An 18,167-nucleotide genomic window follows, 5' to 3' on the forward strand; every position below is an offset into this window, starting at 1 on the left:
CGGGTGCCCGCCTCCCGGGTGGGCCCCGCCCCCCCGGGGGCGGCCCCATCGGTCGTGCGATGACATAAAATTTTTCTATTCTTTCGCGTCCTTCATTGCGCGCGCGGGTGGCGGGTCAGCGGCGTTCCCGCATGAGCAGCAGTGTGTAGGCGGCCAGCGTCTGCGCGTCGGTGATGTCACCCGAGGCGATCATCTTCTCGAATTCGTCGCGCCCGATCCACGCCGTCCGCATGTCCTGCTCCTCGACCTCGCGCTGGGCGTCACCCGGCGTGAGGTCGGTGGCCAGGAACACGCGCCCGCGCTGGCTCGACAGGCCGGCGGCGACGTCGGTCACGCCGAGGTCGGTCATCGCGCCCGCGATCAGCCCGGTCTCTTCGCGCAGTTCGCGGGCGGCGAGTTCGGGCGCCGGGAGGTCGGCGAGATCGGGGGCGGTGCCCATGGGGAATTCCCAGCGCCGCAGCCCGAGCGGGTAGCGGAACTGCTCGACCAGGTGAAACCGGGCGCCGTCGAACGGGATGACGATGGCGCACGTGGGTTTGTCGACGACCGCGTAGATCCCTTCGGAACCATCGAGCCGCCGGACGACGTCCTCGCGCACGGTCATCCAGTTGTTCCGGTACACCTCACGGGAGCTGACACGCTGAACGGGGTCCATGCGCACAGTATCGCCATGCTTGTCCTACCCTCGCGTGGTGCGCCTAGTGATCGCTCGCTGCCAGGTCGACTACGCCGGCCGTCTGACCGCCCATCTGCCGATGGCCACCCGGCTGTTGCTCGTGAAGGCCGACGGCTCGGTGTCCGTGCACTCGGACGACCGCGCCTACAAGCCGCTGAACTGGATGAGCCCGCCGTGCTGGCTGATCGAGGACGGCAAACTGTGGATCGTCGAGAACAAGCAAGGGGAGAAGCTCGTCATCACGATCGACGAGATCTTCCACGACCACGCCCAGGAACTCGGCGCGGAGCCGGGACTGCAGAAGGACGGCGTCGAGGCGCACCTGCAGGAACTGCTCGCCGAGCACATCAAGACCCTCGGTGACGGCTACACCCTGGTGCGGCGGGAGTTCCCGACCGCGATCGGACCGGTCGACATCATGGCCCGCGACGCGGACGGCGCCAGCGTCGCCGTCGAGATCAAGCGGCGCGGCGAGATCGACGGCGTCGAGCAGCTGACGCGGTACCTCGAACTGCTCAACCGCGACCCGCTGCTGGCGCCGGTGCAGGGCGTCTTCGCGGCGCAGATCATCAAGCCGCAGGCGCGGGTGCTGGCCGAGGACCGGGGTATCCGGTGCCTCACGCTGGACTACGACGCGCTGCGCGGCATCGAGTCGGACGAGTTCCGCCTGTTCTGAGCGGATCTTGTCGCGAGTAGTCCTCTGGATGCGGTGGTCGCACTGGGTCTCCAGTCGACGCCTGTTCGGACCCGCTCCTTCGGGAGGTTGTGAAAGCCACTTTCACAACCTTGGACGTTGCGAGAGTGGCTTTCACAACACACCGCCGCGGATCCGCGCCGGACCACCCCGCCGCCGCTCCGGGCGTCGCGAAAGCCACTTTCGAGACATCAGACGTCCCGAAAGTGGCTTTCGCGGCACCTCGAGCCTCGTCGCCCTAGACGTACCGCGGCTCTCCGCGTCCTCGAGAGAAGCGGCGTAGGTGCCGACTCGCGACGGCCCTTCTCCGGTGAACAGCCGATATCCAATCGAGTCCTCGGTTTTGTATCTGAATTCTTTCTCGCACCACAGAATGCCCCAAAGGGCGGCGGGAAATTAACGAACTCGACTCTTCCCGCAAAAGAACCAGCTGTTTCCGGGCCATTCGGGTGAACGCCGGATTGGCCGGTCTCGCGCTGTGTCACACTCGATTTCCGCGAGGGGTATCGCCGACATACGGCGGTCGCGGGTCCAGGGGTGATGTGCCATGGCTGATTCTTCGAAGCGCGTGGATCTGGTGCTGGAAGGCGGCGGCGTCAAAGGTATCGGGTTGCTGGGAGCCGTGCTGGAGTTGCACGACGCCGGCTATTCGTTCCCGCGGATCGCCGGGACGAGCGCGGGTGCGATCGTCGCGACGCTGGTCGCCGCTTATCAGAAAGCCGGGAAGGACCTCGGCGGCCTGGAAGCGGTGATGAACGACATGGACTGCCGCCGGTTCCAGGATCGGTCCCTGCTCGACCGGATCACCGGGCCGGTCGGCGATGGCGTCGACCTGCTCCTGCACGACGGAATGCACACCGGCGACTATCTCGCCGAATGGCTCACGCCGTTGCTGGACGAGGTCGACGTGCACACTTTCGCCGATCTCGCCATCGACGATCCCGAAAGTACTTTGGCTCCATACCAACGGTATTCCCTCGTCGTCCACGTCAGCGACCTGACCCGCCGCGTCCTGGTCCGGCTTCCTTGGGATTATTCCCAGTACGGACGCGACCCCGGGGAAGAGAAGATCGTCGACGCGGTCCGCGCGTCGATGTCCATCCCGTTCTATTTCCGGCCGGTGCAGTTCGATGTCCGCCCCGAGGGCACGGTCACCTGGGTCGACGGCGGACTGCTGTCGAACTTCCCCATCACCGTCTTCGACCGGACCGACAAGAAGGAGCCGCGCTGGCCGACCTGGGGGGTGAAGCTTTCCGGCGAACCGGCCGGCGGCAGGGACAAACCGGTGAAGAGCGCGTTGCGGATCGCCATCGGTTCGCTCGAAACCCTGCTTTCGGACTGGAATCGTTACCGGTTGCACGAGGAGGGTGTGAACCGGCGGACGGTGTACGTCGACACGACCGGGGTTTCCGCCGTCGACTTCGGGCTCGGCGAAGAGGAGAAGAAGCGCCTCTTCGAAAACGGGCGGGAGGCCGCACGGCGGTTCCTGGAAAAGATTGTGCCGCAGTGAACTCGCCGGCGGTATTCCGGTGGGACGAGGGATAGGAGGATCCCATGCGTTATCGCCCGATCGGCAGTGACCCCGCGGACGGCCGCCTCGGCCGGTTCGTCCCGGACGACTGGCGCCACGTCGAGCGCTATCCGCTGACCGCGCTGGCCACCCAGGACCGGCCGACCCGGTCGCCGGTGGTCATCGGTGTCAACTGGTACAAGGAATTCGACGTACCGGAGAAGGACGAGAAGTCCGGCGAGTTCTTCGTCGCGAAGGGCGGCGCGAAAACGCTCACCCGGATCCGCGGCGGCCACTGCGTCTGCCTCGAACCCGGTGAATCGACCGACGGCGACAAGCAATACGCCTTCTACGACCAGGGCAGCGAGGGCGCTTGCGTCGGCTTCGGCTGGTCGCGCTGCATGACGTTGTTCAACGGCGATCTCTACGCCGCGCGATGGCTGTGGGACCAGTCGAAGCTGCGCGACGAGTGGGACGAGACCAATCCCGGTGACAACAATGGCACGTCCGTCCGCGCGGCGGCCGAGGTGCTGCTGGAGCTGGGGCACGTCCCGTGGTCGGAGACCTACGCCGACGACGACCACGTCAAGCGGGCCGCCTACACGCCCGACGTGAAGAACGGCATCCAGGCCTATCGCTGGGCGAAGACGGTCGACGAGGTGCACGAGGTCCTCGGCAACCCGCGTGCCGACGAACTCGGCGCCGTGCCGTTCCTCAACTCCTGGGGCCCGGGCTACCCGCATCGCACGTTCCTGCCGGACGACGTCCTCGCCCGGTTGATCAAGGAGGACGGCGAAGTAGGCCTGCCCACGGACCGGTAAACCCCCACCGGTCGCGGAAAAGGGGCCGTTCTCGGCGGAAACGCCGGGAGCGGCCCTTTTTCGTGCCCTTTCCCGTGCCCACAACACTTCCACAACATCCCCACTGACGACGGCGTGCACCATCGGCTTTCGGTGGAGGGCCCTGGCTCCGGACTCGGTTCCGGAACAGCCTGCCCGCCACGCGTTTTCAGAAAGGGAATGGAAATGGCTGCATCCCATCTCGCTCGCCGTCGGCTCGGGTCCCGGCGGAGAGCGGCTGTCTCGGTCATCGCGGTCGGGGCGACGGTGCTCGCGAGCGCGGTCGCCGGGCTGTACGCCGGCCCGGCACTCGCCTCCAGTCACCGGGAAGCCCCGCTGATCTCGGGCGACCCGGCCGTGGACAACACCGACGTGTACGCGTTCGTCAGCCCTGACAAGCCGGACACCGTGACGCTGATCGCGAACTGGTACCCGTTCGAGGAACCCAATGGGGGACCGAACTTCTACCCGTGGGCCACGGACGCCAACCACGACATCAACATCGACAACGACGGCGACGCGAAAGCGGACCTGACCTACCGCTGGACCTTCCGCACCGAAGACCGGCGGGGGAACAACACCTACCAGTACAACGACGATCCGGTCACCTCGCTGGACGACGAGGACCTGCTGTACCGCCAGTTCTACACGCTCTCGGTGATCGACTGGCGGGGCGGGCGGACCACGAACCTGGTCACCAATGGGAGGGTCGCGCCGTCGAACGTCGGCCCGGCGTCGATGCCGAACTACGGCGTGCTCCGGAACCAGGCGATCACCGCGGTCCCCGGCGGCGGGCAGACCTTCGCCGGGCAGGCCGACGACCCGTTCTTCCTGGACCTGCGGATCTTCGACCTGCTCTACGGCAAGAACCTGTCCGAGGTCGGGCAGGACACGCTGGCCGGCTACAACGTGAACACCGTGGCGTTGCAGCTGCCCAAGAGCGCGCTGACGCTCGCCGGCAACCCGGCCCGGAACCCGGTGATCGGGGTCTGGAGCGACACCGAACGCAAGTCGATCACGCTGCGCACCCCCGGTGCGGAGCGAGCGCTCGGCGCCGACGTCCAGGTTTCGCGCCTGGGCAACCCGCTGGTGAACGAGGTCGTCGTGCCCGCCGGGCTCAAGGACCGGTTCAACGCGCTCCTGCCGGAGCAGGACCGGGCGGTGCCCGCGCTGGTGAACAAGGTGACCAATCCGGAGGTGCCGGATCTCGTCCAGCGGATCTACGGCGTGCCGGCGCCTGCCAAACCCCGCAACGATCTGACGGAGATCTTCCTGACCGGGATCACCACGAAATCCGGTGACCAGATCAACCTGGATCTCAACTCGCAGCTCGACAACGCCGACGTCAACCCGGCACGGTTCGCGCCGTCGGAGCAGCTGCGGCTGAACACGTCGACCCCCGTCACCGCGCAACCCAACCGGCTCGGCGTCCTCGGTGGCGACCTCCAAGGGTTCCCGAACGGCCGGAGGCCGGCCGACGACGTGCTCGACATCAGCATCCAGGCGCTGGAAGGCGCGGCGGTCAGCGGCATCGTCAAGGCGCTCGCCGCCGTCGACCGGGTGGACCGCAACGACGTCCAGTTCGGCACCGTCTTCCCGTACCTCGCCCTGCCGAACAACAAGGCGGTCAACTCGTCAGTCCGCTGATTCCCCTCCCCCTGGTGGCCGCCGTCGAAACGGCGGCGGCCACCCCTCTCCTCTTCCAGAAGGCGGACCCGATGTCCCACGACGTCCCCGAAAGCACCACAGGTACCCAGCGCCCCCGCTTCGGGAAGCGCTCTCGCCGGGCCGCGCTCCTGGGCGTTCTCGGCACGAGTCTGCTCACCGTCGGTGTCGCCGCGTTCCTCCCGCCCGATTCACCGGACCCGGTCCTCGTCGGAGGACCGCAGGGTGGTGTGAGCACCCTCGACCGGGCGATCCGGACAGCGGAAGCCAAGCTCGCGAAGCATCAGCAGGACCCCCAGACCTGGGCCGAACTCGGCGCCGCCTATGTCGAGGTGGCGCGGGCCAAAGCCGACCCGGCCTACTTCCCCAAAGCCGAAGAGGCGTTGCGGAAGTCCTTGGCACAGCAGCCCGACGGCAACGGGATCGCGTTGGGCGGCATGGGTGCGCTCGCCAACGCGCGGCACGATTTCGTCGGCGCTCGCGACTGGGGTGAGAAGGCCAGGGCCGCGCTTCCGGACAACGCCGAGATCCACGGCGTGCTCAACGACGCCTACACGCAGCTCGGGGACACCGCCGCGGCCACCGCCGCGTTGCAGCGGATGCTCGACCTCAAGCCGGGCGTCTCCTCGTTCACCCGCGCCGCCTACGAGTTCGAAATACACGGCCGCGTCGACGACGCCCGGCACGCGCTCGATCGCGCGCTGGCCGACGCCGTCGATCCCGGTGACGTCGCGTTCTGCCGCAACCTCCTCGGCGAACTCGCCTTCGACAACGGGGACCTCGACACCGCGCAGTCGCACTTCGAGGCGGGCCAGCGCGCGGTGCCACTGGAAACCTCGCTACAGCAAGGAAAAGCCAAGGTCGCGGCGGCCCGCGGACAGACCGCCAAAGCGCTCGCCGGCTACCAGGATCTCGTGGCCCGTCAGCCGAACGTGGGAAACCTGCGGGAGTACGCCCTGCTGCTGTCGTCGGCGGGGGCGCCGGAATCCGCCGCGCGTCAGTACGAGCTCTTCGAGGAGCAGCGGCGCCTCGAAGTCGAATCCGGGGCGAACGTCGACCTCGAAGCGTCACTGGTCGCCGCCGACCGCGGCGACGCCGCGCAAGCGCTCCGGTTCGCGCAGGCGGAGTGGGACCGCAGGCAGCCCGTGTTCGTCGCGGACGCCATGGCCTGGGCATTGCACCTCAACGGCCGGAACGCCGAAGCCCTGACCTTCGCCGACCGCGCGGCGAGCACCGGCTGGCGCAGCGCGTCGTTCGCCTACCACCGCGGCATGATCCTCGCCGCGCTCGGACGGCCGGCCGAAGCCGTCAAGGCACTCGCCGAAGCCTTGCGCGTCAACCCGAACTTCTCCTTGACCGACGCTCGGACCGCACGGACCACGCTGGCGAACCTCGGCGGTGCCGGATGAGTCCGCGACCACGGGAACACGACCGGAAAGGCTGCCGACCCATGCGTAATCTGCCCACCGAACGGGTTCCGCGCCGAGCGCGCGGAACCGTCCTGAGCACGCTGCTCTTTCTCGCCGTCGTCGTGGCGTGCTCGGCGACGGCTCCCGATACCGGACCCCGGTTCGACGACGAAACCACCGACGGCGTCGCGGCGGAACTGACCTGCATGAAGCATCAGCCGCGGGCGCCAGGCACCCGCTACACCGACGACTCGATCCGGCGCACCGACGAGACCCTCGCCCTGCTTCGCTACTACACCGCGAACGGGGCCAAACCGTACTGCGACGGCAACGACGTCACCGATGTCGACCGCCAGTGGATCGACGTCTATGTCGCGCTGGGCGCGGACGCGGAAAAGGTGAAACGCCCCTGAGACAGGACAGGAATTGTCAAGAATCGCCCCGAAACAGACACTTGAGGGCGGTCGTCACCCACCCGCACTGCCGTTCCTGAATCCATGCAGTATGGTCCGCGATTGACGCGATACCGGCGTTTCTCGTGGACATTTTCACTATGGAGGTGGGTCGGTTGCACGTGCTGGCCGATGCGAACCTGCGACTCGACGCAAGCCCGATCGACTACGTCCTGCTCGCCTTCTATTTCGCGCTGGTGCTCGGCATCGGGTACATGGCGCGACGGTCGGTCTCGAGCAGCCTCGACTTCTTCCTCTCCGGCCGCTCGCTGCCCGCCTGGGTCACCGGCCTCGCCTTCATCTCCGCGAACCTCGGCGCGGTCGAGATCATGGGAATGTCGGCCAACGGCGTGCTCTACGGCCTGCCGACCGTCCACTACTTCTGGATCGGCGCGATCCCGGCGATGCTGTTCCTCGGCATCGTGATGATGCCGTTCTACTACGGCTCGAAGGTCCGCAGCGTCCCGGAGTTCATGCTCCGCCGGTTCGGCAAACCCGCCCACCTCGTCAACGGCATCAGCTTCGCGAGCGCGCAGATCCTCATCGCCGGCGCGAACCTGTTCCTGCTCGCCAGCGTGGTGAACCTCCTGCTCGGCTGGCCGCTGTGGGTGTCGATCATCGTCGCGGCCGTGGTCGTGCTCTCCTACACCGCGCTCGGCGGCCTGTCCGCCGCGATCTACAACGAGGTCCTGCAGTTCTTCGTGATCGTCGCGGCGCTGCTGCCGCTGACCATCGTCGGCCTGGTCAAGGTCGGCGGCTGGCAGGGCCTGGTCGACAAGCTCAGCGCCGACCCCGGCGGCGAGGCGCAGCTGTCCTCCTGGCCCGGTGACAACCTCACCGGCTTCGGCAACAGCTTCCTCTCCGTCCTCGGCCTCGTCTTCGGTCTCGGTTTCGTGCTCTCGTTCGGTTACTGGACGACGAACTTCGTCGAGGTCCAGCGCGCGATGGCGTCGAAGAGCATGTCGGCCGCGCGGAGGACGCCGATCATCGGCGCCTTCCCGAAGATGCTGATCCCGTTCATCGTGATCATCCCCGGCATGATCGCCGCGGTCACCGTGTCCGAGTACGTCCAGGACAAGCAGATCCTGCTCGACGGCGGAGACGCGCCCAGCGGCGTCACCGCGAACAACGCGATCCTGCTGCTGATGCGCGACCTGCTGCCCAACGGCATGCTCGGCGTCGCGATCGCCGGTCTCCTCGCGTCGTTCATGGCCGGGATGGCGGCGAACCTGAGTTCGTTCAACACCGTCTTCACCTACGACATCTGGCAGTCGTACGTGAAGAAGAACGAGTCGGACGGCTACTACCTCCGCCTCGGCCGCGTGGTCACCGCGGCGGGCACCGTGCTGGCCGTCGGTACCGCGTTCATCGCGTCGAACTCCGGGAACATCCTGACCTACCTGCAGGACCTGTTCTCCTTCTTCAACGCGCCGCTGTTCGCCACCTTCATCCTCGGCATGTTCTGGAAGCGGATGACGCCGACGGCGGGCTGGGTCGGCCTCGTCGCCGGTACCGCGTCCGCGATCACCGTGTGGCTGCTTTCGCAGGCCGGGGTTCTCGGGCTCACCGGGCAGGGCATCAGCTTCGTGGCCGCCGGTACGGCGTTCGTCGTCGACATCGCGGTCAGCGTCGGGGTCTCGCTGGCCACCGCGCCGAAGCCGGAGTCGCAACTGGTCGGGCTCGTCTACTCCCTCACCCCGAAGGAGTCGCTGAAGCACGACGAGACCGGCGACGACGCGGGCTGGTACCGCAAGCCGGGCCTGCTCGCGGGCATCGTGCTGATCCTGACCATCGCGCTCAACATCATCTTCTAGGAGGCCGGAGATGGCTGCGTCCCAAGCTCCCAAGAAGGCCGGCGTCTTCGACATCCGGCTGATCATCGCGCTGCTCATCGGCGGCTACGGGCTGGTGCTCACGATCATGGGCATCGGCTTCACCACCGAGGAGGAGCTGGCCAAGGCGGCCGACGTCAACATCAACCTGTGGGCGGGCATCGGCATGCTGGTGTTCGCGGCGCTCTTCATGCTGTGGGCGAAGCTGCGGCCGATCGTCGTACCGCCGTCCACCGAGGACGGAGAGGGCGAATAGCCGGGTTGTCCGGACAGCGCCGGGGCGGTCCGGCTACCGTGCACTTCGTGCTGCTCAACGCTCGACGTCGCCGGATCGCGTCCGCGCTGGCCCTGGTCGCCGCGCTCGGCGCGGTGTCGGCCTGCGGTCAGAACCTCGGCAAGTCCAACTTCGCCCGCACCACCGTGGCCGCCGAAGCCGGTTCCGGCGGTGAGGTGCCGAGCGGGGACATCAACGACCCGGCGGTCACCCCCGCGGTGATGCGCACGATCGACCCGTGCCCGCTGGTGGGTAAGGAGGCGCTCAGCGGCCTCGGCACCCCGGAGGACCCGCGGCCGTCGCTCACCTCCTTCGGCAACTGCACCGGGAAGGCCACCGACGCCGGTGGCAAGAAGCTCACGGTCAGTATCGACATCGGCTCGTCGACCTTCTCCTCGGCCAGCAACGCGGTCGTTTCGGCGGTCGAGGGACTGCCGCAGATCGAGCGGAAGAACAAGGACGGCAACAGCTGCGACATCGGCATCATGACGCTGCGCAAACCCGAGCGGGGGATCAGTTTCCTGGTCACCTACGACGGTGGTGACCCCTGCGCGACCGGGCGGGCGGTGGCGGCCAAAGCCGTGAAGAGCCTGCACGCGTCGCCGGCGAAGTTCCCCGCCGGGGCGGGCTCGCTGACCACCGTCGACCCGTGCGCCGTCGCGGACCCCGCCGTCCTCGCCGAGGTCGTACCGCACGGCGCGACTTCGCCGAGCAGCTTCCACTCCTGCGACTGGACCCCGGGCTCCAACCCGAGGATCTCCATCGGCTTCCGCCACGGCCTGCCGCCGGAGGAACGCGACGGGACCAAGAAGATCGACCTCGACGGCACGCCCGCGTACCAGAAGATCGGCACCACCAGCGACGCCGAGTGCAAGATCGAGTGGCAGCACAGGCCGTGGACCGACGACGGGGTCGAGATCGTCAGTGTGATCTACAAGAACTACGACGAGAAGAAGGACGAAGCGGCGTCCTGCGGCAAGGCCGCCAAGATCGCCGAATCGGTGATCTCCAAGCTGCCGAAGGGCTGACGCTGGCGGCATCCGGCCGGGAGAGGTAGGAAGGGGACACCCCACCCGCCGACGGCCGGAGGCCACCTTGAAGAAGATCATCAACGACCCGAAAACGGTGGTCGCGGAATCCTTGCGCGGACTCGCCGCGGCGCACGCGGACGTCCTGCGCGTGGAGGACGACCCGGCGATCGTGGTGCGCGTGGACGCGCCCGTGGCCGGCAAGGTCGCGGTGATCTCCGGCGGCGGCTCCGGGCACGAACCGCTGCACGGCGGCTTCGTCGGGCAGGGCATGCTGGCGGCGGCCGTCCCGGGCGCGGTGTTCACCTCGCCGACGCCGGACGCCGTCGAAGCCGCCGTCAAGGCCACCACCGGGGACGCGGGCGCGCTGCTGATCGTCAAGAACTACACCGGTGACGTGCTCAACTTCGAGACCGCCGGGGAACTCGCCGCCGCCGAGGGGCTCGACGTCCGCAGCGTGGTCATCGACGACGACGTCGCGGTCAAGGACTCCACCTACACCGCCGGCCGTCGCGGTGTCGGCGGCACGGTGCTGCTGGAGAAGATCACCGGTGCCGCGGCCGAACGAGGCGACGCGCTCGACGCGGTGGAGGCCTTGGCGCGCAAGGTGATCGGCCAGGTCCGCTCGATCGGAGTCGCGCTCACCGCGCCGACCGTGCCGCACGCGGGCGAGCCGAGTTTCGACCTCGCCGACGACGAGATCGAGTTCGGCATCGGCATCCACGGTGAACCCGGCATCGAACGGACGGCCGTGGTGACGGCCGACGAACTCGTCGCCCGCATGGTCGAGGCGATCGTCACGGACCTCCCGTTCGGCGAAGGCGACAAGGTCCTGCTGTTCACGAACTCGATGGGTGGCACCCCGCTGGTCGAGCTGTACCTCGCCCACGGGATCGCCGAGCGGCTGCTGGCCGAGCGTGGGATCGTGGTCGAACGCCGCCTGGTGGGGCCGTACATCACCAGCCTGGAGATGCAGGGGATGAGCCTGACGTTGCTGAAACTGGACGACGAGCTGACCGAGTTGTGGGACGCGCCGGTGAACACCCCGGCCCTGAGGTGGGGAGTCTGATGGCCTGCACCGCCGACACGCTCGCCGCCGCCTTGCGGGCGGCGGCCGCGGTGATCGCCGAGCATCGCGCCGAACTGGTCGACCTCGACCGCGCGATCGGCGACGCCGACCACGGCGAGAACCTGGACCGCGGGTTCACCGCCATCGTGTCCGCTTTGGACACCGCGACCCCCGAAACCCCGGCCGCGGTCGCGAAACTCGCCGCCACGACGTTGATCTCGAAGGTCGGCGGCGCGGCGGGCCCGTTGTACGGGACGGCTTTCCTGCGGGCGTCGGTCAAACTGGGCGACGCGGCCGAAGTGGACGGTGCGCTGCTGGTCGAGGCCCTGCGTGCCGCGCTCGAAGGAGTGCAGGCGCGGGGCAAGGCCGTCGGGGGAGACGCGACCATGGTCGACGCGCTCATCCCCGCCGTCTCCGCCGCCGAGGCCGCTTCCGGTGAGGACGTCGCGGCGATCCTGACCGCGGCCGCCGACGCCGCCGACAAGGGGGCCGAGTCCACTGTGGATCTCGTGCCGCGCAAGGGGCGGGCGTCGTACCTCGGAGAGCGCGCGAAGGGGCATATGGATCCCGGTGCCCGCTCGACGGCGCTGCTGCTGCGCGCGTTCGCGGAGGCGGCCCGGTGAGCGTCGGAATCGTGCTCGTCTCCCACAGCTCCAAACTCGCCGAAGGACTCGCGGAACTCGCCGCGCAGATGGCCCCGGACGTCACCATCGTGGCGGCGGGCGGCCTCGCCGAGGGCGGGATCGGAACGGATTACGACGAGGTCGTCGCCGCGACGCAGCGCGCCGATTCGGGGGCCGGCGTCGTCCTGCTGTACGACCTCGGCAGCGCGCAGATGACCGCGGAACTGGCCGTCGAATCGCTCGCCGACCCGTCGGCCGCCCTCGTCGTGGACGCGCCGCTCGTCGAGGGCGCGATCGCCGCCGCCGTCGCGGCGCAGGGCGGGGCGGATCGCCAGGCCGTCTCCGAAGCCGCCGCGTCGGCGGGCGCCCCGCCGGACCTGACGGTCGACGACGGCGTGCACGACGGCGAGAGCAGTGTCGAACTCACGCTGCGCAACGACGTCGGACTGCACGCGCGGCCCGCCGCCGTCCTGGTCCGGAGCATCGCCGGGCTGGACGCTGAGGTCACCGTGCGGCTCGGCGAGGAGACCGCGGACGCCAACAGCGTGCTCGCGCTGATGGCGCTCGGCGCCCGCCAGGGCGACCGGATCGAGGTGCGGGCTAAGGGCGCGCAGGCCGAAGAAGCGCTCACCAAGGTCAAGGACCTCGTGGACCAGAACTTCGGGGAGTGAGCCTTTCCTTGCGTCGGACGGGTGTAAAGGACGCTTTCCCCGCATGACACGCGGGGAAAGCGTCCTTCGGCCCTCGTCCGCGAGTGACACTTACTCGATTCGGAGGGTGACAGCGGCTGCTTTCCACACCCCGGCATGGCACGATCGGAGAAACTACCAGCGAGTAACCTCCGGAGGCCGGTTGTGGCGCGGGAAATCTCGAGTGTGGGAGTCATCGGTCTCGGCACTATGGGCGCCGGGATCGCCGAGGTACTCGCGAGGAGCGGTGTGTCCGTCGTCGCGGTCGAGATCGACGACGACGGCGTGCGCCGGGGCCAGGGCCACCTGGAGCATTCGACCGAACGGGCGGTGTCCGGCGGCAAACTCGACGCCGACGGCCGGGGTGAGCTGCTGGGCCGGATCCGGTACACCACGTCGCTGAGCGAGCTGTCCGATGTGGATCTGGTGATCGAGGCGATCCCGGAGAACCTCGAAGCGAAATCCGACGTTTTCGCCGAGCTGGACAAGATCACCGGACCGGACACGATCTTCGTGTCCAACACCTCTTCGCTGTCGATCACCGAGATCGGCGTGCACACCGCGCGGCCGGGCAAGGTCGTCGGGATGCACTTCTTCAACCCGGCGCCGATCCTCAAGCTGGTCGAGATCGTCCGCACCGTCGTCACCGAACCCGGGGTGATCACCGACGTCGTCGCGTTCGCCGAACATCTCGGCAAGACGCCGGTGGTGATCGGCGACCGCGCCGGGTTCATCGCGAACGCCCTGCTCTTCGGGTATCTCAACCACGCCGTGCGGATGTACGAACAGCGCTACGCCACGCGCGAGGACCTCGACGCGGCGATGCGGTTCGGCTGCGGATATCCCATGGGGCCCTTGGCTTTGCTCGACCTCATCGGGCTGGACACCGCGTACGAGATCCTCGACACGATGTACCACCAGTCGCGCAACCGGCTGCACGCGCCGGCGCCGCTGCTGAAGCAGATGATCACCGCCGGGCTGCTCGGCCGGAAGACCGGCCAGGGTTTCTACGCTTACGACGAGCCCGATTCGCCGACGGTGACCGACGCGGTCACGAAGTCCACAGTGGACACTGTGACGCCGCGAGAGGTGCGCAAGGTCGGCGTCGTCGGCACCGGGACCATGGCGACCGGCATCGTCGAGGTGTTCGCGAAACGCGGTTACGAGGTCATCCTGCGGGCGCGGAGCGCGGAGAAGGCCGCGGCTTCGGTCGCGCGGGTGAAGAAGTCGCTGGACAAGGCCGTCGTCAAGGGCAAACTGTCCGAAGAGGACGCCGCCGCCGCGCTCGGCCGGATCTCGCCCGCGGTGGAGTTCGACGAACTGGCCGACGTCGACCTCGTCATCGAGGCGGTGGCCGAGGACCTGGCCGTCAAGCAGGCCGTCTTCGCCGCGCTCGACGACGTCGTGAAGCCGGGCGCGGTCCTGGCGACGACCACGTCCTCACTGCCGGTGATCGAATGCGCGGCCGCCACCTCGCGGCCTTCGGACGTGGTCGGCGTGCACTTCTTCAACCCGGCGCCGGTGATGAAACTCGTCGAGGTCGTCTCGACCATCGCCACCGCGCCCGACGTGATCGCGACCGTCGACGCCGTCTGCGCGGCGGTGGGCAAGCATCCCGTGCACTGCGGCGACCGGGCCGGGTTCATCGTCAACGCGCTGCTTTTCCCGTACCTGAACGACGCGGTGAAGATGCTCGAAGCGCACTACGCGGAGGCCGACGACATCGACACCGCGATGAAGGTGGGTTGCGGGCTGCCGATGGGGCCGTTCGAACTGCTCGACGTCGTCGGGCTGGACGTTTCGCTGGCGATCCAGCGAACCCTCTACAACGAGTTCCGCGAAGAGGGCTTCGCGCCCGCGCCGCTGCTGGAGCACCTGGTGACCGCCGGGCGGCTGGGCCGGAAGACGGGGAAGGGCTTCAAGGACTACTCGGCCCGGTAGGCGTCTCTGGCGCGCGGACGCCGTCCCGGATGTCATGAAAGGGTCGTTCAAGACGTTTTTCGTCCTGAACGACCCTTTCATGACACTTGTCCCGGCGGCGCGGGGCCGGGCATCGGTACCGTGGAGGACATGCCAGTTTCCTCGGGGGTCAGGAAGCGGATCGGGGAGTTCCTCGATCCGGACGACGAGATCCACTACGTGTTCCCGGCGGACGTCTTCGGCAGTACCAATCCCGGCGTGTTCTTCGCGGTGACCCGCAAGACGATCACGATCCTGACCACCGGATACCTGAGCCGGAAGACGCCGAAGAGCGTCGTCTCGACAGGCCTGCGCAACCAGCGGATCGGGCCGGTCGACACGTCGACGGTCCCGTGGTTCAAGTTCAACGGCATCGACTACGAGATCGACGACGAGTACGTCCCGGTGGTCCACGCCGCAGACGCGGAGATCATGCGGGAAGCGGCAAAACCTGTAGATCCGCTGCCGGACCTCTAAGCTCCCCTGGGTGCGTCAGTTGACATACGACGGGATGCCCATCCCCGGCCTGAACGACCTGGTCCGGACGGCCATCCGGCTGCACCCCGCGCCGGGCGAGCCCCGGCCCGACGAAAGCCACTTCGGCGGCCCGCTGCTCTGGCCGTCGGACGAGCCGTGGCCGGAGTGCCCGGTGACCTGGCCGCCCGACCCGGACGCGTCCGACGACGCGTGGCTGGGCGGGCATCCGCTCGACGAGCCGGTGCCGGCGATGGTCAGCGCGGCGCAGTTCTTCCGCGACGACTTCCCGGAGCTGCCCTTCCCGGAGGGCACCGACGTCCTGCAGATCCTGTTCTGCCCGCTGGACCACAACAGCCCCTACCATCAGGGCCCCGCGGTCCGGCTGGTCTGGCGCGACTCCGGCGAGGTGGGGGACATCGCGGTCCCGCCGCCTCCTCCCGAGGACGCCAAGGCCGATTACCTGCCGGAACCCTGCGTTTTCGAACCTTGCTCGATCGACGAACTGCCCCGGCTCTGCGACTTCCCGCCGGAGACCCGCGCCGCCCTCGGTATCCCCGAGGGCGCGAGCGAAGACCCGGAAGGCTGGCCCGAGCTGGACCAGTACTCGAAGATCGGCGGCTGGACGCCCTGGTACACCACCGATCGTGACGACCTCGGCTGCCGGGACTGCGGCGCCGAACTGCGGCAGACGATCGCCCTGTCCACGGTGGAACACGAGGTCGGCTGTGGGTGCGAGGTCGCCGAGGACGAGCCCGCGGGCTGGTCGTTCGCCCGCCAGGATGTGCTGAACATCTTCACCTGCCCCACCGACGTCACGCATCCGGTCAAGGTCCGCATCGACTGACCCGGCTCAGGCGGGCGGGAGCAAAGGTCCCCCGCTCCAGTGCTGGAAGACCAGGTTCGTGTGCACCCTGGCGACCTCGTCGCGCGCGGTCAGTTCGTCGAGGACCAGCCGTTGCAGCTCGGTCGCCGAAGCGGTGGCGACATGCGCGAGGAAGTCGTCCGGGCCGGTCAGGTGGTAGACGGCGCGCACCTCGGGCAGCGCCAGCAGGTGCCCGACGAACGAGTCGACCAGCGCCCGCCGGTGCGGGCGGACCTGGACGAACAGGAGCGCTTCGAGCGGGCGGCCGAGTTTGGCGGCGTCCACCTCGGCGCGCTGGCCGGTGATCACCCCGAGTTCGCGCAGCCGGTTGACGCGGTCGAGGCAGGTCGAGGGCGCGACGCCGACCTCGGCCGCCAGGTCCTTGTTGGAGATCCGTGCGTCGTTCTGAAGGAGCCGCAGAATCCGCAGGTCGACCGTGCTCAGTTCGACAGAATCCGACATTGGCGAATGATATCCGAGGATATTGCGGGGGATCCGGAGAAAATCGCACCATCTGGGGTATGACCGCAACGCTGCGCACCCGAGCCGTCCACGCCGGCCGTGACGATCTCACGGACCTCGGCGTCCACGCCGCTCCGCTCGACCTGTCCACGACCTACCCGTCGAGGGACAGCGTCGAAGAGGCGGGCCGCATCGACGAGTTCGCCGCCAAGGGCTCGCTGTCCGGGCTCCCGGTCTACGGGCGGCTGAGCAACCCGACCGTCGAGCGGTTCGAGAAGGCGCTGGCGGAGCTCGAAGGGTTCGAGGACGCCGTCGCGTTCGCCACCGGCATGGCCGCGGTGTCAGCGTCGCTGCTCGCCGCCGTCGCGCAGGGCAAACGGCACGTCGTCGCCGTCCGGCCGGTCTACGGCTGCACCGACCACATGCTCACGTCCGGCCTCCTCGGCACCGAGGTGACCTGGGCCGATCCGGAAGACGTCGCCTCCGCGCTGCGTCCCGACACCGGGCTCGTGCTGCTCGAAACGCCGGCGAACCCGACTTTGCGCGAGGTCGACGTCGCCGAGATCGTGCGCGCCGCGGGCGAGGTCCCGGTGCTGGTCGACAACACCTTCGCGACTCCGGTGCTCCAGCGGCCCGGACGCCACGGCGCCCGCTTCGTCCTGCACAGCGCGACCAAGTTCCTCGGCGGCCACGGCGACGTCATGGGCGGCGTGGTGGCTTGCGGCGCCGAAGACGCCGGGATACTGCGGCAGATCCGCTTCGCCACCGGCGGCGTGCTGCACCCGCTGGCCGGGTACATGCTGCTTCGCGGCCTTTCGACCTTGCCGCTGCGGGTCAACGCCGCGTCCGCGACGGCCGCCGAACTCGTCGAGCGGCTTCGCGGGCACGCGAACGTGAGCGCCGTGCACTACCCGGGCATCGGCGGCCCGCTGATCGCGTTCGAGGTCGACGGCGATCCGCACGCGCTCATCGGCGCGGTCCGGTTGATCACCCCGGCCGTCAGCCTCGGCAGCGTGGACTCGCTCATCCAGCATCCCGCGTCGATCAGTCACCGGATCGTCGCCGAGGACGACCGGCACGGCGCGGGCGTCACCGACCGGCTCATCCGCATGTCGGTGGGGCTGGAGGACGTCGAGGATCTCTGGCACGACCTGGACCAGGCACTCAAAGCGTGCTGAATCACTGCGATCGTGATCACCGGGATGTCGACAAATCGTCCGGCCTGGCTAACCTGGTCGGGTGAAAGATCTGGTCTCGTCCTGGGTGGAATCTTCGGCTCGTAGCACGCTTTCCCGGCTGCACCAGCAGATCGGTGTGGCCGGGCTGGCCGCCGCGGCGGCCCTTCCCGGGCTTTCGGCAGTCTTCGATCAGCACTCGGCGGCGGTGCGGGACATCCTCGCGGCCGGGGTCGAAGGTTCGGCGGCGGTCGCCGGGGTCGTCCTGCTCGCCGGCTACACGCGCGGGCTGCTCGACGAGGCGAAGACCAAGGGCTGGACGTTCCGCGCTCCGGCCGACCTGGCCGCCTGGAACACCAGCGACTGGCTGACCGCGCGCCTGGTCGGCGTGTGTTCGCTGGCCGCCACGATGGACGACCAGCGGACCAGGCCGACCGGGAACGGGTAGGGCGGCCGGACGCCCCACCCGCTC

The 18,167-nt window shown here is 68.5% G+C and carries 19 protein-coding genes; 17 read left to right on the forward strand and 2 right to left on the reverse strand.

Features of this window, described 5'->3' with window-relative positions:
- Positions 1-115: 115 nt before the first annotated feature.
- Positions 116-655, reverse strand: coding sequence for an NUDIX domain-containing protein (locus ACFWMR_RS09810; RefSeq protein WP_378378107.1), 540 nt, complete (start codon positions 653-655; stop codon positions 116-118).
- Between the two features lie 37 nt (positions 656-692).
- On the opposite strand from ACFWMR_RS09810, the gene nucS reads away from it, so the two are divergent.
- From nucS to ACFWMR_RS09885, 15 genes are all read left to right on the forward strand, one after another.
- Positions 693-1,352: an endonuclease NucS gene (gene nucS / locus ACFWMR_RS09815; protein ID WP_034308895.1), complete on the forward strand. Its 660-nt coding sequence runs from the start codon at positions 693-695 to the stop codon at positions 1,350-1,352.
- Positions 1,353-1,917: 565 nt separating this feature from the next.
- Entirely contained in the window at positions 1,918-2,880 is a 963-nt protein-coding gene (locus ACFWMR_RS09820) for a patatin-like phospholipase family protein (RefSeq protein WP_378274603.1), read from the forward strand.
- Between the two features lie 44 nt (positions 2,881-2,924).
- Positions 2,925-3,701: a hypothetical protein gene (locus tag ACFWMR_RS09825; RefSeq protein ID WP_093937598.1), complete on the forward strand. Its 777-nt coding sequence runs from the start codon at positions 2,925-2,927 to the stop codon at positions 3,699-3,701.
- Between the two features lie 204 nt (positions 3,702-3,905).
- On the forward strand, positions 3,906-5,366 hold the full coding sequence (locus ACFWMR_RS09830; protein ID WP_378378108.1) for a DUF4331 domain-containing protein: 1,461 nt from the start codon (positions 3,906-3,908) through the stop codon (positions 5,364-5,366).
- A gap of 14 nt (positions 5,367-5,380) precedes the next feature.
- Positions 5,381-6,793 carry a tetratricopeptide repeat protein gene (locus ACFWMR_RS09835; RefSeq protein ID WP_378378109.1) on the forward strand — a complete coding sequence of 471 codons (1,413 nt, stop codon included), beginning with the start codon at positions 5,381-5,383 and terminating at the stop codon, positions 6,791-6,793.
- Between the two features lie 41 nt (positions 6,794-6,834).
- A complete protein-coding gene (locus ACFWMR_RS09840; protein ID WP_093937599.1) occupies positions 6,835-7,206 on the forward strand; it encodes a hypothetical protein in 372 nt (123 codons plus the stop codon).
- A gap of 155 nt (positions 7,207-7,361) precedes the next feature.
- Positions 7,362-9,059, forward strand: a complete 1,698-nt coding sequence (locus ACFWMR_RS09845) for a sodium:solute symporter family protein (RefSeq protein ID WP_378274606.1) — start codon at positions 7,362-7,364, stop codon at positions 9,057-9,059.
- 10 nt (positions 9,060-9,069) lie between these two features.
- On the forward strand, positions 9,070-9,333 hold the full coding sequence (locus ACFWMR_RS09850; RefSeq protein WP_093937600.1) for a hypothetical protein: 264 nt from the start codon (positions 9,070-9,072) through the stop codon (positions 9,331-9,333).
- Between the two features lie 47 nt (positions 9,334-9,380).
- Positions 9,381-10,379 (forward strand): DUF3558 domain-containing protein, encoded by a 999-nt coding sequence (locus ACFWMR_RS09855; RefSeq protein ID WP_244199911.1) that lies wholly within the window; start codon positions 9,381-9,383, stop codon positions 10,377-10,379.
- Between the two features lie 67 nt (positions 10,380-10,446).
- A complete protein-coding gene (gene dhaK / locus ACFWMR_RS09860) occupies positions 10,447-11,448 on the forward strand; it encodes a dihydroxyacetone kinase subunit DhaK (RefSeq protein WP_378378110.1) in 1,002 nt (333 codons plus the stop codon).
- On the forward strand, positions 11,448-12,071 hold the full coding sequence (dhaL, locus tag ACFWMR_RS09865) for a dihydroxyacetone kinase subunit DhaL (protein ID WP_093937603.1): 624 nt from the start codon (positions 11,448-11,450) through the stop codon (positions 12,069-12,071). The genes dhaK and dhaL overlap by 1 nt, the downstream gene beginning before the upstream one ends.
- Complete coding sequence (dhaM, locus tag ACFWMR_RS09870) at positions 12,068-12,742, forward strand: dihydroxyacetone kinase phosphoryl donor subunit DhaM (protein ID WP_093937604.1); 675 nt, start codon at positions 12,068-12,070, stop codon at positions 12,740-12,742. Before dhaL ends, dhaM begins: the two co-directional genes overlap by 4 nt.
- A 183-nt stretch (positions 12,743-12,925) precedes the next feature.
- Positions 12,926-14,701: a 3-hydroxyacyl-CoA dehydrogenase family protein gene (locus ACFWMR_RS09875; protein ID WP_378378111.1), complete on the forward strand. Its 1,776-nt coding sequence runs from the start codon at positions 12,926-12,928 to the stop codon at positions 14,699-14,701.
- Positions 14,702-14,830: 129 nt separating this feature from the next.
- Complete coding sequence (locus ACFWMR_RS09880; RefSeq protein WP_378378112.1) at positions 14,831-15,196, forward strand: hypothetical protein; 366 nt, start codon at positions 14,831-14,833, stop codon at positions 15,194-15,196.
- Between the two features lie 10 nt (positions 15,197-15,206).
- Entirely contained in the window at positions 15,207-16,040 is an 834-nt protein-coding gene (locus ACFWMR_RS09885) for a hypothetical protein (protein WP_093937606.1), read from the forward strand.
- A 6-nt stretch (positions 16,041-16,046) separates the two neighbouring features.
- On the opposite strand, the gene ACFWMR_RS09890 is transcribed toward ACFWMR_RS09885, so the two are convergent.
- Positions 16,047-16,520, reverse strand: coding sequence for an Lrp/AsnC family transcriptional regulator (locus ACFWMR_RS09890; protein ID WP_005165609.1), 474 nt, complete (start codon positions 16,518-16,520; stop codon positions 16,047-16,049).
- 59 nt (positions 16,521-16,579) lie between these two features.
- On the opposite strand from ACFWMR_RS09890, the gene ACFWMR_RS09895 reads away from it, so the two are divergent.
- On the forward strand, positions 16,580-17,698 hold the full coding sequence (locus ACFWMR_RS09895) for a trans-sulfuration enzyme family protein (protein WP_378378113.1): 1,119 nt from the start codon (positions 16,580-16,582) through the stop codon (positions 17,696-17,698).
- A gap of 61 nt (positions 17,699-17,759) precedes the next feature.
- Positions 17,760-18,143 (forward strand): DUF6401 family natural product biosynthesis protein, encoded by a 384-nt coding sequence (locus tag ACFWMR_RS09900; protein ID WP_378274594.1) that lies wholly within the window; start codon positions 17,760-17,762, stop codon positions 18,141-18,143.
- Positions 18,144-18,167 lie beyond the last annotated feature (24 nt).

This window comes from Amycolatopsis thailandensis, assembly GCF_042723255.1.
GTDB classification, from domain to species: domain Bacteria; phylum Actinomycetota; class Actinomycetes; order Mycobacteriales; family Pseudonocardiaceae; genus Amycolatopsis; species Amycolatopsis thailandensis.